Here is a 16,402-nt window from a genome sequence, read left to right as displayed (position 1 = left end):
CCTGAACCCAGCAGGCGTAGGAGGAGAACAAGCCAATGCCAAGTGAACATGCAAAAATGACCATTCCTCCCTTCATGGAGGTTGTCGCCGCCCGTCCAAACGATTTCGCCTGGCAACGCCAAGCCGTCCCCAAACCCCAAGGCAGGGAGCTTCTGGTGGCGGTCAAGGCTGTTTCGGTCAACCCAGTTGACGTCAAAATCCGCAGCACCTTGCAGCCTGGCGAAGAACGCGTCCTAGGTTGGGACGCTTCTGGCGTGGTGGTAGCTACCGGGCCAGAGGTGAAGGATTTTGCGCCAGGCGATGAGGTGTATTACGCAGGTGCCCTGCAGAACCCCGGCACTGACGCCCCCTACCAGTTGGTTGATGAACGCCTGGTGGCGCTCAAGCCAACCACACTTGACTGGGCGCAGGCAGCAGCGCTTCCCCTGACGTCACTGACTGCCTGGGAAATGCTGTTCAAGCGTTTTCAAATTCCCCAGAAAGCAGATGACACCCAAAGCCAGCTAGGAAAAGGGGCAGATGGCCCTGTCTTGCTGGTCATTGGCGGCGCTGGCGGCGTGGGGTCCATGGCCATTCAGTTAGCCAAGGCCTTGACCAATGCGCGCGTGGTGGCCACGGCCTCCCGGCCTGCAAGCCGCGCCTGGGCAGAGGCCATGGGGGCTGACCATGTCATCGACCACACCCATCCCCTCAAGCCGCAGTTGGATGGTCTGTCACTGCCAGCGCCCACTTATGTGTTCTCCACCTCTCACACAGCTGAATACCTGCCGCAGATTGTTGGTCTCATCCAACCGGAGGGACAGATAGGGCTTATTGACGATCCCAAGGCGCTTGACGTGGTCTCCCTCAAACGCAAGAGCCTGGCACTTCATTGGGAATGGATGTTCACCCCTGCCTATTACCACCTGCCCAGCATGGCGCGCCAAGGCAAGATCTTGGCGCAAGTGGCCCAGCTGGTGGACCAGGGGAAGGTGCGCACCACTTTGAATGACCTTCTGGGACCGTTGGACCCAGGAAGCCTTGCCCAGGCCCACACCATGCTGGAGAGCGGGCGCACAGTGGGCAAGATCGTTCTGGAGGGTTTTGCAAATCCCTGACCAACACGGTGCCACTGGCAGATGGGGGCCAATTTTCTGGCCGCTTATTGGGTTTGGAGCTGAACCAAACCTTGCCTGCCCACAGCCCAGATGGCAAAGGCCTGCACAAGGGCGCTTTCCTCCAGGCGCTTGTAACGCCCTGAGGAACCGCCATGGCCTGCCTCCATGTTGATGCGGCACAGGAAGGGTCCCCCTTGGCCCGTGTCGCGCAGGCGCGCGATCCACTTAGCTGGTTCCCAGTAAGTGACGCGCGGGTCCGAAAGCCCACCCATGGCCAGGATGGGTGGGTAAGGCTGGGAGGTGATGTTATCGTAAGGCGAATAGCTGGCGATGAGGTCGTAATCCTCAGCATTGGTCAGCGGATTGCCCCATTCAGGCCATTCAGGCGGCGTCAGTGGCAGGCTGGCGTCAGACATGGTGTTGAGCACGTCCACAAAGGGCACTTGGGCGGCGATGCCGGCAAAAAGACCTGGCGCCATGTTGGCGACCGCCCCCATGAGCATGCCCCCTGCCGAACCACCCTGCGCCACGATGCGCTTTGGCGCCGTGTAGTCTTCAGCGACAAGGTGGTTGGCAGCGGCAATGAAGTCCCGGAAGGTGTTGGGCTTGTTTTTGCCGCGCCCTTCCAGAAACCAGTTCCAACCTTTTTCAGAGCCACCCCGCACATGGGCCACAGCATAAATCCACCCCCTGTCCACCAGGCTTAAGGCTGTGGTGGAGAAGCTGGCCTCCATGGGGATGCCATAAGAGCCATAACCATAAAGCAGCAAAGGTGCTGTGGCGTCCAGCGCCTGGCCACGCTTCATCAACACGGTAATAGGTACCAGCGCGCCATCGTCAGAACGCGCATGCAAGCGCTTGGTCACGTAATCTTCGGGGTTGTGGCCTGAAGGCACAGCGCGCACCTTGCGCAGGGCGTCCTCACCTGTGGTGGGGTTGTGGTCATACCAATGGGGTGGGGTCGTTGGGCTTTGGTAGATGTAGCGCAGCTCAGGCTCCCCTTCGGCAGGCTGCCATTCCAAGAAGCCCAGAAGCGATAGCGAGGAGGCCTCCTCGCGCGGCTTGATGGCGCGCGCAGCCATGCGCATGGTTGCAGGCGTGGTTTGGAGTGCCTTGGTGCGGCTGATGACCTGGATCGTCTCCAGCCCATCGTGACGTTCGCTCCAAGCCAGCCAGTTCTGGCAGGCGCTGGCGCCCAGTATGTAACGACCAGCCTGGTGTGGCAGGAATGGTTCCCAGGCTGCCCGCCCTTGGCGCAGCGTTTCTGGATTGTCCTCCACCTGCATGAGCTGGAAATCAACCGCCCGTTCACCTTCAGCGCCTTGGGCCAGGTGATTGGTGGTGATGATGAACCGGTCCCCCCAATGGGTGAGGCTGTAGCGCTCACCAGCCTTGACGGGGGCAAAGGGGATGGGCGCTGCCGTGGGCTGGCTGGCCGGGATGAGTAACGTTTCGTTGGTGTCATGGTCGCCGCGCGTGACCATGATCCAGTCGCGTGACAGGCTGACCCCCAGTTCCAGGAAATAGCCAGGATTGGTTTCCTTGAAAACCAGCACCGGCTTGGCGCTGCCATCCTGAAGGGGCCTGCGCCAAATCGCACTGGGCCTGCCATGGTCGTCACGGTGCACCCAGAACAGCCATTGGCTGTCTGGGGAGATGACGAAACTGCCTGTGGTGTTTTCAGCAACGCCAGCCATGAGGGCGCCTGTGGTGAGGTCACGCACGTGGATGCGGTAAACTTCTGACCCTTGCGTGTCTTCTGAAAAGGCCAGGAAGGCATGGTCAGGGCTGTGCGCCACCCCGCCCAGGCTATAGAAGGGCTGGTTGGCCGCACGTGACGGCACGTCCAGAAGCACCTCTAGCCCGACAGCCCCTTTAAGGGTGGTCTCTGTGCCGGCTGGCTGGCCGCGTTTGGCGCGGGTGAACTGCGGGTATTGTTCACCCTCCTGGTAGCGGCGCCCATAAAGCCACGGCCCATCAGGCACGGGCACTGAGCTGTCCGTTGCTGGTAAGCGCGCCTTCATTTCCTCAAAAAGGGTTTTCTGCAGTTCTTCAGTGGCTTGGAGGGTGGCTGCAGCATAGGCGTTTTCACATTCCAGGTGCTGCCTGATGTCAGGGCGCAGCAAGGTTGGGTCGCGCAGGATTTCCTGCCAGCGCTCATCCTTCATCCAGCCATAGGGGTCGGTGCGTGTTCGGCCCAGCTGTTCATGGGTGACTGGCCTCTGGGGCGCGTGGGGGGCCTTTGGCACAGGTGCTTGGGGCGGTTGGGTCGTGTTAGATGTCGTCATGGACAATCATGTGGTGCCACGCCAAGGGGCCGTCAACATTTGTGACACTTCAGAGGGTGGTGTGGTTGGTCAGCACGTAAAGTCACGCCTTTAGCTGTGGCGTTGCAGGACCAGCAAGGCGCCAACACCGACAACGGCAACGCCCACGGCCATGGCGGCTATGGCATTGAAGAAGGCAAGCGCCACCCCACCCCCAAAAAGCAAAGCCAGTGTGGGCAACGTCCTGGCTATGTTCTGGATAGTTGTAGGGCCTGCTGAGAAGTTAGCTGGTGGCGCGTTTTCAAGGTGAGCCGACAAGCCCCCAGCTCCACCAAAGGGAGCGCTTCTCGGGGCTGGCTGCTGGTAAGCGGTTTGGGGCTGCCAGCCGCTTGGGGTGTGCTCCTGCTGGGTAGGGGCGTAAGGGCGGTTGGTGGGGTTTGGCGTCATGGCTTGGTGCCAAGGGGGGGCCGTGTTGGTTTGTGGTTTTGGCTGCATGGCTGCCCCTGTTGTGAATTGATTGCGTTTTTGCGGGCCTGGCGGGGCATTGGATGTTTGGCGAGCGTTGCGCCAAGGGCTTGTTGGGGTGCCAGGGGCGGGTATTGTCATGGCAGACGGCGTTGTTGGGGCCTGTTGTCCTCCCCCTGCCTTGAGAAGGGGTTTCTGGAGGGCGGCCATTACTTCATGGCGTACTGCGGTGGGGTCGTCCTGCCAGTGTTGGGGGATGGCCAGCAGCACGCACCCCAATGCCCGGGTGACAGCGCTTTGTCGGGCCTGTGCATCCTCAAATGCTGTCGTTCGAGATGTTGTGGGTGCCTGTACTCCCCCTTCAAGCTCCAAGGCGAGGCGCGGTTTGCGGTCTGGCCCCAGTAAAGCGAAATCCACGCGCCTGCTGCGCCCCTCCTGGTCACGGAAGCCATATTGGGGCTGCACATCCTCAGGGTTGAGGCCAGGAATGCCAGCCAGGATGGTGGCGGCAAAGCGTTCCAGCCCCCCTTCTGGGCGTGCCATCAAAGGGCGGTTGGTTTCAAGCCAGTTGCGCCAGTGGGGTGGCAAGGCCTGGATGAGGCCCTCAAGGTCTTGGTGCGTTTCAGGTGGAACGGCCTGGTTCATGGTCTGGCACTATTGCTTGTCAAAACGGGGTTGGCAATCCAGCAGCCCCGTTGGGAAGTGACTTGGGGCGGTCATACAGAAAATGCCGCAGTTTTTCAGTGATGGTACCTGGAAGGGGCAAATCATGGGTGCGCCCTTGCCCATCGCGCCAAGCACGCACAGGGGTGATGCCAAGCGCATTGACCAGCCACAGGCCACGCGCCTGGGCCAACGTGGCTTCGGTGCAGCTTCCCTCAACCACGAGTCCCCTTTGCAGAAGCCTGGCCCGGCTGGTGCCTGGCAACGCCCCATCATGCAGCGGTGGTGTGGTCAGGCGTTCACCCATCAATGCCACCAAATTGGCTGCGGTGGCTTCAGCTAGCTGGCCATGGTGATTAGCCATCAAAGCATCGTCACAGCCTGCCTGGTGGGCTTCCAGGCGTGCCACCACCGCTGGCAACGCAGAAAGGCTTTTGACCTGTGCCAGAATGGAATCCGCATCGCGGCGCTGCCTGGCCACCATGATGGTTGCGGGGGCGCGCAGTCCAGGCTTGGCAGACGGTGCGCCCACGCTATGGCTTGCTGTGATAAGGAGGGTTGGCTGGCACCGTTCAGGGGATGGCGGAACCAGGCCACGGGCAGCTGGTCCACGTGTCCATGTCAGCCTGAGGGAGCCTTCTAGCACTTGGTTGGCTGCCCTTGTGGCGTTGAGGGCGGCCATAAAGCGCCCTGCAGGCAAAGCTGGCATGTTCAGCAGCCCACAGCCTTGGCGCATGCGTTCTTCATGAAGCGCTGCCCAATCCATATGCCCTTGGTGGACGCGTACGGTTTCAAACAGCCCATCGCCTAAAAGCAGCCCCCTGTCAGCAGGGTTGAGGGCAAGCGTGTTAAGGGGGCGCAGACCATCACCAAACCACGCCATGGCAGGAACAGAAGCAGAGGCAGGCTTGAGGGAGGTCATGATGGCGCGTTGCTTGCACTCGTGAAGGGGGCAGCTTTGAGCAGCGCCTCCTGCCATTCATGCTCAGCTTGGGAAGGCCAGGTGATGCCGCCGCCTGCACCAAAGCTCAGCTGCCCCTTACCCTCCCCCCGGCCTGTGAAGGCAACGCTGCGGATGATCACCATACTGTCCATGGCGCCTGTTGCGCTGTCCATCCAAAACAGGGTGCCGCAATAGGCGCCACGGCTTTCAGGCTCCAATGCGTCAATGATTTCCAAGGCCCTGCGCTTAGGGGCACCTGTCACTGAGCCTGGTGGGGTGGTCATTTGCAGGATATCGAACCCATCCAATCCCGCTTTCAAGCGCGCCCTCACAGCAGAGACCAGGTGGTGGACCCTCTCAAAGCTTTCAACCTGCAGAAGCTCTGGTACGCTGACGCTCCCTGCTTCAGCCACAATGCCCAGGTCGTGGCGCATTAGGTCAGTGATCATCAGGTTTTCAGCGCGTTCCTTTGGGTCTTGGGCCAGAGCTGCTTTCAGCTGGGCGTCAGTGGTCACTTGGGCGCTGCGGGGAGCGGTGCCTTTAATAGGGCGCGTCTCCAGCCAGCCATGGCGGTCAAGGGCAATGAAGCGTTCCACGCTGGAAGCGAGCAGGGCGAATTCCGCCCCACGCCCCTTGGCGCCGTTAAGGCTATTGGCGGTTGGGGGGCTGGAGGGCAAATGGTAGAAGGCCCCAAAGGGCGCTTGCACGCGTGTTCGCTGTGATTGGTAAAGCGCCGCCAGGTTTCTGGCTTCAAAAGGGGCATGCCATTGCATGGTGTAATTGGCTTGGAAAACATCGCCGGCAGCGATGTGAGCGCGCAGGCGTTCCACACGCGCGCACCATTGGGGGGCGTCCAGGGCTGAGCGCCAGTATGGCTGTGGTGCCGGGCTTAGGGGTGGCTGCCTGCAAGCTTCCAGTGGCGGTGGAGCGCCCACTTGCCAGGCACGCCTGGCGTGGCGGTCGAAAAGGTAGAAGTCATGCACCAATAACGCTGAAAGGGGTGGGGCTGGCGTCAAACGATGGCGGCTGTTGACCCCTTGAAGGGCCAAAGCACCTTCATAGCTCAGCATACCCACCAAGCCACCACCAAACCCCCATCCGCACTGCGCGACCTCCGCCGGCACTGCTGCAGACCGTGCCCCTTTAAAGGTCCGCAAAGCTTCAAGCCCTTCAGCCATCCAGCGCCGCCTAGCGTCTGCTGGGGCAGTGCGCAGGTAACGTGGCCCTGGCCATTCCCAACGGAAGGAGGACGAAGGGCGCGGGCAGTAAAGTGACCAGCGCGCGCGTTCGGTGAGGGGGCCTGCACTGTCCAGCCACAGCTGACCTGCCTTGAGGGGCACAGTGACCTCTGAACCTTCAAAAGGCCAAGGGACTTCACGCCACTTCCCCTGTGGGGCGGTGATAGGACGGCCACAAGGCGCTGGTGGTGGGGAAGGGGGCAATTTTCGCGGCTTTTCTGGCAAGAACAAGGGGTTTGGGTTATGATGGCCGACATTAATTCAGAGTACCTGCAGCATTGGCAACAGCGAGGCATCCGTGAGCGGCGGCGAGCATGACGACAATAACCATGATGATGGCCAGAACAGCGCGGCAAGCGCCACCGGTTCCCTTCCCCAGGCGGCAGGCCACACGGCTGGCGCTAGCGCCATCGCTGTGATGGACGCACCACCCCCCGCCCCGCCTGCAAGCGGCCCAGGCGCTGGTTGGAGCGACATTGAGCCCATTAACATCTCCGCAGAGATGCGCTCCTCCTACCTGGCCTATGCGATGTCTGTTATCGTATCGCGTGCCTTGCCTGATGTGCGCGATGGCCTCAAGCCTGTTCACCGGCGCATCCTCTACGCCATGCGCGAAAGTGGCTTTACAGCCGACAAGCCTTACCGAAAAGCGGCGCGCGCTGTGGGTGACGTGATGGGTAAATACCATCCCCACGGCGACAGCTCCATTTACGATGCCCTTGTCCGCATGGCGCAAAACTGGTCCATGCGCGTCATGCTGGTGGATGGTCAGGGCAATTTCGGTTCCATCGATGGCGACAGCCCAGCCGCCATGCGCTACACGGAAGCCCGCCTGGCCAAGGCTTCCTCCTGGCTGCTTGACGACATCGACCGCGAGACAGTCCCTTTCCAACCCAACTATGATGAAAGCGAGATGGAGCCTGAAGTGCTCCCAGCCGCTTTCCCCAACCTGCTGGTCAATGGCTCAGCAGGCATCGCTGTGGGCATGGCGACCAACATCCCTCCCCACAACCCCGCTGAGGTGATTGATGCCACGCTGGCCTTGTTGGAGGACCCCGACATCACCCTTGAAGGGCTGATGGAATATTTGCCAGCCCCTGACTTCCCCACAGGGGGTCTTATCATGGGGCGTTCTGGGGTTAAGCAGGCTTATGAAACGGGGCGTGGCTCCATCCCCGTTCGCGCGCGTGCCCATATTGAGGAGATCCGCAAGGACCGCCAGGCCATTATCATCACCGAAGTCCCCTACCAGGTGAACAAGGCCAGCTTGCTGGAGAAGATCGCTGACCTGGTGCGTGCCAAGGACATTGAGGGCATCGCCGACATCCGTGATGAAAGCGACCGCACAGGCATGCGCGCCGTCATTGAGCTTAAGCGTGACGCCACCCCTGATGTGGTTCTGAACCAGCTTTACCGCTTCACGCAGATGCAGACGACCTTCCCTGTTAACATGGTGGCGTTGGAGGAGGGGCGCCCCCGCGTCATGGGACTGCGTGACGTTCTGGAGGCCTTCTTGCGCTTCCGCGAGGAAGTCATCCTCAACCGTTCGCGCTACGAGCTGCGGCGCGCGCGTGAACGCGCCCACCTTTTGGTAGGCTTTGTCCTGGCAGTCGCGAACATTGACGCCGTCATCGCCCTCATCAGGGCAGAGCCTGACAGCGCCTCAGCGCGCGCCGCCCTCATGGCGCGCGACTTCCCGGCAGCTGACGTGGAGCCCCTGCTGGCCCTCATCCACCATGAAGGCAACAAGGTGGAGGGGGGGCGCGTCCGCCTGACGGAGGCGCAGGCACGTGGTATCCTGGAGCTGCGCCTACAGCGCCTCACTGGCATGGAGCGTGAGCGCATCCAAAGCGAGTTGGCAGAGGTGGCTGAGCGCATCAAGGCCTTGCTTGAGGTGATCTCCTCGCGTCCCAGGCGCCTTGAGGTCTTGCGTGACGAACTCCATGCCGTGCGCGCCGCCATGGCCACCCCCCGCCTGACGGAGATCTCAGCCAGCCTGGGCAATGAGACCGATGAAAGCCTGATTGAACCTGATCAGATGGTAGTGACCATCACCCGCGATGGCTTTATTAAGCGCACGTCCCTAGCCACCTTCAGGGCACAGAACAGGGGCGGGCGCGGGCGCACGGCGGCTGGCCGGCGTGGTGATGATGTCGTGGTGCGCAGCTTCAACGCCCATACCCACCAATGGGTGCTGTTCTTCACCTCTGGCGGCAAGGCCTACCGCATGAAGGTCTGGCACTTGCCAGAAGCGGCGCCCACCTCCAAGGGACGTGCCCTGGTCAACATGCTGCCTGATGTGGGTGATGATACCATCACGGCGGTGCTGCCCCTGCCACAGGATGAAGGTGAATGGGACGACCTCCACTTGGTGTTCGCCACGGCCAGCGGCCATGTGCGGCGCAACCGCCTGGCAGATTTCTCCAACATTCGCGCCAATGGTCTCATCGCCATGAAGCTGGAGGACGGTGACCACCTGATCGGCGTTGAAACATGCCGCGTGGGGCAGGACGTGTTCTTGGCCACCCGCAATGCCCGCGCCATTCGCTTCCAAATTACGGACCAGGCGGTGCGTGTGTTCGCTGGGCGCAATGGCAAAGGGGTGCGTGGTATTAAGCTCTTGGACGATGATAAGGTGGTGTCGCTGTGCGTACTTGAGCATGTGGAAGCCACCCCTGAGGAGCGTGCTTCCTATCTGCGCTTGGCTAACCAGCTTGGCATCAACGGGCGTAGCACAGCTGACAACGCCCTGGCTGAGGAGAGCGACGACGCAGGCCTTGATGAAGGCAGCGCCGCTGAAGCTGATGGCGATGACGTTCTGGCTGCTGGCTTGGAGGGTTCCCCCCTTGACGAGGAGCGTTTCGAGGCCCTGCGCGCTGCCGAGCAAACCCTGCTGACCGTGACGGACGCAGGCTTCGGGCGCCGTGCCTCAGGCTATGCCTATGGTTTGAAGAACCGCGCTGGCAAGGGGCTGATTAACATGAAGTTCAATTCCAGGCGCGGCCGTGAGGTCGTGGGCACGCTGAAGGTGGAAAGTGGGGCTGACGTCATGATGGTGACGGACACAGGGCGCCTCATCAGGTTGCCTGTGGACCAGGTGCGGGTGATGTCACGCACTGCTGGTGGTGTGACTTTGTTCCGGGTGGAGCCTGACGAACACATCATTAGCGTGTTCCTGGTGGCTAATGATGATGACGCTGAAGCGGCGCTTGAGGAAGTGGATGCCGAAATCATCGAGACCGTTGACGCGACTGCCTTCACTGATAACGAAAATGGGCAGGGGGAAGCGGAGCCATCTTGAAAACACCTTCAGCACGTGTTGGGCCGGGTCCTGCCCGCAACCCGCGCACTGCGTTCTACCCTGGCACGTTTGATCCCTTGACGTTCGGTCATTTGGACATCATCGCGCGTGCCGCCGCCTTGTTTGAGAGGCTGGTGGTGGGGGTTGCGGTCAACAACGCTAAGCAGCCACTGCTCACTTTGGCGGAACGCTTGGCCATGATGGAGGAGGAAACAAGGGGCTTGCCTCATGCCGACCGCATAGAGGTGGTGGGGTTCAGTGGTCTTTTGGTGGATGCAGTGCACCAGCATGGCGCTGGAACGGTTGTGCGTGGGCTGCGCTCTTCAGGGGATTTTGATTATGAATCCCAGCTGTCAGGTGCTTTGAAGCGTCTGGACCCCCACATGGAAACCGTTTTCCTGCTGGCAAGTGAAACACACCGCAGCACAGCCAGCCGCATTGTAAAGGAAATTGCACGTTTGGGGGGGGACATAGCCCCCTTCGTGCCAGCAGGTGTGCAGGCGCGTGTCTTGTTGAAACTGCGCCAAGCCCCAATATCTCCATAAAGCCACGTGGCTCATCGGCGCGATTGCGCTGCAAACCAAACCACACAGCGCCAACACACTGTGCTGAAGAAAGGAACATTCCATGACTGCTCATGAAAACCTCGTTCTCGAACTCAAAGACGGCAAGAAGGTCGTCATCGCTCTGCGCCCTGATTTGGCCCCTAAGGCTGTGGAACGCCTGACCACGTTGGCCAAGGAGGGGTTTTATGATGGTGTGCCTTTCCACCGCGTGATTGATGGTTTCATGGCCCAGGGTGGCGATCCCACTGGCACGGGCATGGGCGGCAGCAAGCTGCCTGACCTGCCTGCTGAATTCTCTAAAACCGAGAAGTTCGAGCGTGGCACCCTGGGTATGGCGCGCGCCCAGAACCCCAACAGCGCCAACAGTCAGTTCTTCATCATGTTCGACAAATGCCCTTCCCTGGATGGCCAGTACACCATTGCTGGCAAAGTGGTTGAGGGCATGGATGCCGTGGATGGCATTAAACGCGGCAAAGGCATGTCTGGCATGGTTGAAGGGCCTGACAAGATCGTCAAGGCCTATGTGGAGCCAGCCGCGGCCTGAAACGCCTGCTCTGGCACCAGCTCTGGCAAATGACCTTGCAGCGTAAAGGATACAGCCCTGATGCTGGTTTTACAGGGTTGGCACGTTTGCGCGGCAGCTTTTGAGGTCCGATTGTCCGATTGAACTCTAAGGCTGCAGCGCCGCCCCTATGGCGTCCCTACAGGGGTGCTGTTAAAAAATGGCGCCGCACCCTTGACCAGTCGCTATGGGACTTGATAGGAACACAGCCACGCATGGCGCTGACAAGCGTGCCATCATGAACCGGTAGCTCAGCTGGTAGAGCATTCGACTTTTAATCGAATGGCCGTGGGTTCGAATCCCACCCGGTTCACCACTCATTTTAAGAAATGGCAGTCAACTGCCAAATAAGCCCAGGGTGTTTTACTCCCCTGGGTTTTTTCATGCTGGTTCTAGGACGTGCAGTGTGGATTGTGCCGTACGTCCACGCTCAGTGCCATGGTTTCTGCCTCAGACAGCGACACGCCAGATCTTCTGGTACCCTGAATAGAGGACCTCAGCATTGATGGCATTGAGGAACTCATTGACAATCAGGCCTTTGCCCCCTGGACCAAGGGGGGGAACATTGAAGTCGTCAATGCACAGCAAGGTCCCAGGCCCAATGAGGCGCCGTGCAGCCATGACTTCCATGGCGTGGTGCATGGCGCTGGGCATGGGGTTGGAAGCGACGAGGTCGAATGAATCCAGATAAAGGAGTGCGGCCGGCTTCTGCGCGTTGGCACTCAAGGCGTTGAGGGCGGCTACAGAATCATTCAGGATTGTGCTGGTTGTGCTGCTGCAGGCGCGGCGCGCGCTGTTGATGGAAAGCTCATTGATGTCAATGGTCATGACATGGCCACGCTTTTCGCGGGCATACCAATCAAATTGGAACGTGCTCTGCCCATCGCCTTCCCAATTTCCTGGAACGCGCAAACAGCCAGTTTCAATGATTAACGGGTTGTCCTGCTGGTCAAGCATTTTGTACATGGCGGCGAAACCATCTGCCCGTTTGCCCAGTAGAGGGCGCAGGTAAGTGTTGTAGCCTGTATGGAAATCACATTTTTCCGCTTCAGGTGGCAAGCCAACATATTTGTAATCAGCTTCGGTCACACCTTGTATGGGCCGAGTGTCAGTGAGGATGGTTTTCGCCAGAACCTCGACAGGCGTGTTGGTGGCGATGTCGCGGGCAACTGCTTCCACAGCGCCAGGGTCTGTTGCCAACCGTTCAAGGCTGGCCTGACCTTCACCATCGGTGAGGCGGTCCAACAGGGACAGAAGGAGTTTAACTTTCTGATGGGGGGTGGTTTTTTTGGGGGTGGCCGCTGCAGGGGGGGTGGTCATGGTGGGCCTCCAGGATTTAAGTCAAATTTCCACGTAATTCCAATGGACCCCACCTGTTATGTCAAGTTGAAGGTGATTTAATTTTGAAGGTGATTTTAATTATTAGTGCCAAGGACCGCGCCATGGCACTAACGGTTGGGCGCTTTCTACAGCGTTCAGGGCTTGAGCAGGACCTTGCCATTGCGCCCGGCCTTAGCATTAGCTTCCAAAGCCTGGGTGATATGGCTGAAACTGTATACGCCTGCCACAGGCATTTTCAGCTGGCCTGACTGCAGCAACCCAACGATCTCCCCCACTAGGCGCGCTTTGTCAGCAGCTGGCAGTGAGCGGGCCTCTTTATTGGCCCAGAAACCGCGCACCGTGATAGCGCGGAAAATCAGGTCTGCAGGCGAGACTACTACAGCCTGCCCCCCTTGCGACCCAAAAGAGACGAGCTCGCCCCCCTCACGCAGCAGGGACGTCATCTCCACATCAAGCGGCCCCCCAATGCCATCCACAGCAGCAGCGGCATGGTTGCCGCCCATCAGCTTGGCTGCCTGCTGCGTCCAATCTGTCTGAGCTGTGGAGATATTCCCTGCTGTGATGCCTGCAGCCACCATTTCATCAAGAGCTTTGGGGCTGCGCACCAGGTTGATGGTGTGGATGCCGCGCCCTTTGGCCATGATAGCCAATGCTTTGCCTACAGCGCCATTGGCGGCGTTGTGGATGAGCCAGTCACCGGCTTTGAGGTGGAGCGAATCAAGCAGCATTAGTGCGCTCATGGGCATGATGAGCATCTGAGAAGCTGTTTCATCATCAATCCCCTCAGGCACGGGCACCACCAGGTCTGCAGGGGCTGCGAAATACTGCGCCCATGTGCCCAGGGCCCGTGCACAGGCCACGCGCTGCCCCACCGCCAAGCCTTTTACGTTAGCGCCAACGGCTGCAATGGTGCCGACTGCTTCATCGCCATCCACTGCTGGTAGGGGTGGCCGGATACCATAAAGGCCGCGGGCGATCCACAGATGGTGATTGTGGATCGGGGCCATGATGGTCTTCACCAGAACCTGGTCAGGGCCGATGGTGGGCGTTGGCATAGTGCCGGGGTGGAGGACATCCTCAGGTTCGCCAAACTTATCCAGCACGACGGCATTCATGGTGGTGGGGATGGCGGAAGCTGTTTGAGTCATGGTGCTGCAACCTTTGCGTTGTGGTTCAAGGAGGGTGGCCGGGGTGCTTCTTCAGGCCTGAGCCGCTTCCAGGATCAGCTCAGCGATGGCGTCAGGGTGGGTGGCCATCGGTGCATGGCTTGTGGGCAATTCCAAAATGCGCCGTGCTTTAACGCGCTCGGCGAATTCACGTTGCTGCGCTGGCAAAATCATGCGGTCCTGGGTGGAGAGCTGGTACCAGCTGGGTTTGTTCTCCCAAGCCGCTGCTGTGGTGCGGTCTTGAAGCAAGCCGGCAAGGGGGGCTTTCTGCGTTACCGCCATGATGTGCGCCTTCTCCTCTGGCACGTCTTGGCAGAAGAACGCATGAAACTTGCTTGGCTCAATCCACAGATAGCCGAACTTGTCCTTGCTGACGGCAGCCAAGCCAGGCGCTGGGGCAGCTTTGCACAGATCATCAGCGCACTGGCCTTTCGCAGGTGCCCAGGCGGAGATGTAGACAAGCGCCTTGACATTCGGCAGGTCGCCCATTTCCGTGATGACCTCACCGCCATAGGAATGGCCGACCAAAACCACAGGCTCTTCGATGGTCTCCACCAGCTTGCGGGTGCGCTCGGCGTCGTCTGGTAGGGACGTCAAGGGGTTTTCCACAGCGCGGACCTTATGGTGGCCTCGTTTGCCCAAGGCCGCGATGACTTCTCCCCAATGGGCAGCATCCCCCCAAAGCCCATGGATGAGGACGATGGTTGGCCTGTCTGCGGGGGATGTTTGGGGCGTGTGCGTTGTCATGGTGCAATCCTTTGGTACGGGGTTGGTGGAAGGTTGCCTGTCTGCGCCGCCCTTTGTTCAGGCAAGCCGCGCCGAGCCATGGCAGGCACAGCTAGTGAGCAGTCTATGGATGGTAGGTATGGCGTGCGCAGACCTCGATCCACGTGATGGAGGGGAATTCAACCGCCACGCCTCCACCTATTTCCCAGTTTAGGAAGCGCGCCATTGCTGCCCTGAAGCAAGCTTATGGGTTTTGGACCAAACGTTCCAGAATTATTTTCACGGCGCCAGAATGGCCAGTGATACCACCACCGCTTCCCGCAGTACGGGCAGGGCCATGCCTGTGCGCCGCATAACTTGAACACCCTGGTAAAGCACCAGCAACGCTTGGGCGAGGGAGCGCGCAGGCGCAGCTTGGTTGATGGTGTGGTTTGCCTGGCCACGCTCCAAAGCTGCTGTCAGCTTGTCCTCCAAGCCTTTGCGGTCGCGCTCCAGCATGGAACGCATAACGTCATCATGGGGGGCCAGTGCGGCAGACTCTGTGCAACTTAGGCACTGGGCGGACGTGGCCTGGGGTGGTTCCAGTAATGCTTGGAAAAAATCCTTTACCCCTTGGCGGACGTCAGGGGTGCCATCCAGGAAATGGGCAAGCCTGGACAGGCGGGCTTGGCGGTTGGCTTCAAAAGCGCGCATGAAAAGCTGCCGCTTGCTGCCAAAGCAGCTGTAGAAGCTGCTGCGGCTCAACTGCGTGGCCGTCAGCAGTTCAGCCAGGGAGGTCGCCTTGAACCCTTTGGCTTTGAACACGTCCAACGCCTTGAGCAGGACGTCATTTTCATCGAAGGTGCGTGGTCTGGCCAAGGAACATGCCTGTGCAAAGTGAACAGAAACAGACCTTGTCCCTATCATGGATCGCCCAAGCTCAGCCAAGGGCGTCCAATGGTTGGGCCTTCCCCTGCGTTTACGCCTGCTTGCCTGGAAGGGATACAGCATGGAAAACCCGTTCTACACCCCCCCCTCCCTATGGTGGTACCTATCCTCCTGGACATGGCATGGTTTGGGCTATGGTTTTCAAAGTCTTTTTCAGCCGCACCCTTACCTCATGGCGTTTGGGGGCATCGTAGGGTCGCTGATGCTGGCCTTGGGTCTGGGCTGCATGGCGTGGCTTTACTTCCTGCCTTTTTGCGTTGGGCATTGGCGCTGCAGCACACGCCAAAGGTGGTTGTTTGGCCTCAACCTAGCACTGGGGTGGACAGGTGCTGGGTGGGTTTGCCTGCTGGTATGGGCCAGCCTCCTGCCCCGCAAACCAGCCCCCCTCACGCCGCCACCCCTTGCCGGGGGTGGCGAGTCGTTCAGCACTTCAACAAAGGCTGGAATGCCGCATTGAGGTGGCTACGGTAACGGGTGAAGTCATTTTCAATGTGGGGGTCCTTCATCACGTCATTGGCCATGAAGGTGGGCAATGGCGCCAGCCCCAGGAACTGGTTGGCCTTGTGGAAGGGGAAATAGACGCCGTCCACCCCTTTGCCTTCAAAAAAATCAGCTGGATCGGTGAAAGCCTGGACAGGAGCATTCCAAGTGACGGAAAGCATGTAATGCTTACCCTGCAAAAGGCCCCCTGAACCGTAGTGCTTGCTGGGGTCGCTGCGGGTGCGGCCATCATTGGCGTAGACCTTGCCGTGGCCTGCGGTGAACACCTCATCCATGTATTTCTTCACTGTCCAAGGCACGCCCATCCACCAGGCTGGCGCCTGCCAAATTAACGCCGCGGCCTGCAGGATACGCTCCACTTCCCGCTCCAGGTCGTAATCTGTACCAATGCGGGTAATGACAGGCTGGAATCCCATGTCCTGCAGCGTTTCGGCCGCCAGATCGGCCAGGGCATGATTGAGCCTGCCTTTGGAATGGGCGAAATCGCGCCCGCCATCCAGGATGAGAACGGATTGGGTCATGAATTTTTCCTTAAAATGCGCTAGCTCAAAGCGAGCCCTGCCCAAGCCCTGCGGAGGGGGCGGGCGCCTGACGTATGAACAGGCTTGAACTTAGAACATGAACTTAAAACAGGGCTAG

General features: G+C 59.8%; 14 protein-coding genes and 1 tRNA gene. 6 read left to right on the top strand and 9 right to left on the bottom strand.

Annotated features, from left to right (window positions below):
* The first annotated feature begins 56 nt into the window (after window positions 1-56).
* Window positions 57-1,097 carry a zinc-binding alcohol dehydrogenase family protein gene (locus tag E3E12_RS03295; RefSeq protein ID WP_168194370.1) on the top strand — a complete coding sequence of 347 codons (1,041 nt, stop codon included), beginning with the start codon at window positions 57-59 and terminating at the stop codon, window positions 1,095-1,097.
* A 44-nt stretch (window positions 1,098-1,141) separates the two neighbouring features.
* On the opposite strand, the gene E3E12_RS03290 is transcribed toward E3E12_RS03295, so the two are convergent.
* The 4 genes from E3E12_RS03290 to E3E12_RS03275 all read right to left on the bottom strand — a co-directional run bounded on the left by E3E12_RS03290 (window position 1,142) and on the right by E3E12_RS03275 (window position 6,877).
* The gene (locus E3E12_RS03290; RefSeq protein ID WP_141443029.1) at window positions 1,142-3,385 is read right to left on the bottom strand and encodes a S9 family peptidase; all 2,244 of its coding nucleotides are present in this window, start codon (window positions 3,383-3,385) and stop codon (window positions 1,142-1,144) included.
* 90 nt (window positions 3,386-3,475) lie between these two features.
* Window positions 3,476-4,474, bottom strand: a complete 999-nt coding sequence (locus E3E12_RS03285) for a hypothetical protein (protein WP_141443028.1) — start codon at window positions 4,472-4,474, stop codon at window positions 3,476-3,478.
* Between the two features lie 19 nt (window positions 4,475-4,493).
* Entirely contained in the window at window positions 4,494-5,414 is a 921-nt protein-coding gene (locus tag E3E12_RS03280) for an aminotransferase class IV (protein ID WP_168194369.1), read from the bottom strand.
* A complete protein-coding gene (locus E3E12_RS03275) occupies window positions 5,411-6,877 on the bottom strand; it encodes an anthranilate synthase component I family protein (protein ID WP_141443026.1) in 1,467 nt (488 codons plus the stop codon). Before E3E12_RS03275 ends, E3E12_RS03280 begins: the two co-directional genes overlap by 4 nt.
* A 214-nt stretch (window positions 6,878-7,091) precedes the next feature.
* Between E3E12_RS03275 and gyrA the strand changes: the two genes are divergently transcribed.
* The 4 genes from gyrA to E3E12_RS03255 all read left to right on the top strand — a co-directional run bounded on the left by gyrA (window position 7,092) and on the right by E3E12_RS03255 (window position 11,418).
* Complete coding sequence (gyrA, locus tag E3E12_RS03270; RefSeq protein WP_141444036.1) at window positions 7,092-9,974, top strand: DNA gyrase subunit A; 2,883 nt, start codon at window positions 7,092-7,094, stop codon at window positions 9,972-9,974.
* Window positions 9,971-10,519 carry a pantetheine-phosphate adenylyltransferase gene (coaD, locus tag E3E12_RS03265; RefSeq protein ID WP_141443025.1) on the top strand — a complete coding sequence of 183 codons (549 nt, stop codon included), beginning with the start codon at window positions 9,971-9,973 and terminating at the stop codon, window positions 10,517-10,519. Before gyrA ends, coaD begins: the two co-directional genes overlap by 4 nt.
* A gap of 82 nt (window positions 10,520-10,601) precedes the next feature.
* Entirely contained in the window at window positions 10,602-11,084 is a 483-nt protein-coding gene (locus tag E3E12_RS03260; RefSeq protein WP_141443024.1) for a peptidylprolyl isomerase, read from the top strand.
* Window positions 11,085-11,342: 258 nt separating this feature from the next.
* Window positions 11,343-11,418, top strand: a tRNA-Lys gene (locus E3E12_RS03255).
* 134 nt (window positions 11,419-11,552) lie between these two features.
* Here the strand turns inward: E3E12_RS03255 and E3E12_RS03250 are convergent.
* The 4 genes from E3E12_RS03250 to E3E12_RS03235 all read right to left on the bottom strand — a co-directional run bounded on the left by E3E12_RS03250 (window position 11,553) and on the right by E3E12_RS03235 (window position 15,193).
* A complete protein-coding gene (locus E3E12_RS03250; protein WP_141443023.1) occupies window positions 11,553-12,422 on the bottom strand; it encodes a class I SAM-dependent methyltransferase in 870 nt (289 codons plus the stop codon).
* Between the two features lie 155 nt (window positions 12,423-12,577).
* Window positions 12,578-13,591 (bottom strand): alcohol dehydrogenase catalytic domain-containing protein, encoded by a 1,014-nt coding sequence (locus E3E12_RS03245; protein WP_206338663.1) that lies wholly within the window; start codon window positions 13,589-13,591, stop codon window positions 12,578-12,580.
* Window positions 13,592-13,642: 51 nt separating this feature from the next.
* Window positions 13,643-14,356 (bottom strand): alpha/beta fold hydrolase, encoded by a 714-nt coding sequence (locus E3E12_RS03240; protein ID WP_141443022.1) that lies wholly within the window; start codon window positions 14,354-14,356, stop codon window positions 13,643-13,645.
* Window positions 14,357-14,614: 258 nt separating this feature from the next.
* Entirely contained in the window at window positions 14,615-15,193 is a 579-nt protein-coding gene (locus E3E12_RS03235; protein WP_168194368.1) for a TetR/AcrR family transcriptional regulator, read from the bottom strand.
* A gap of 46 nt (window positions 15,194-15,239) precedes the next feature.
* Here E3E12_RS03235 and E3E12_RS09125 point away from each other — a divergent pair, with 46 nt between their 5' ends.
* Entirely contained in the window at window positions 15,240-15,719 is a 480-nt protein-coding gene (locus E3E12_RS09125) for a superinfection immunity protein (protein WP_141443020.1), read from the top strand.
* Here E3E12_RS09125 and E3E12_RS03225 read toward each other — a convergent pair.
* Window positions 15,685-16,284 (bottom strand): NAD(P)H-dependent oxidoreductase, encoded by a 600-nt coding sequence (locus E3E12_RS03225; RefSeq protein WP_141443019.1) that lies wholly within the window; start codon window positions 16,282-16,284, stop codon window positions 15,685-15,687. The two genes, E3E12_RS09125 and E3E12_RS03225, sit on opposite strands and share 35 nt — an antisense overlap.
* Window positions 16,285-16,402: the final 118 nt, after the last annotated feature.

Origin of the sequence: Formicincola oecophyllae, from assembly GCF_006542395.2 — a bacterium.
GTDB classification, from domain to species: domain Bacteria; phylum Pseudomonadota; class Alphaproteobacteria; order Acetobacterales; family Acetobacteraceae; genus Formicincola; species Formicincola oecophyllae.
This window is presented reverse-complemented; position numbering and strand designations above follow the sequence as displayed.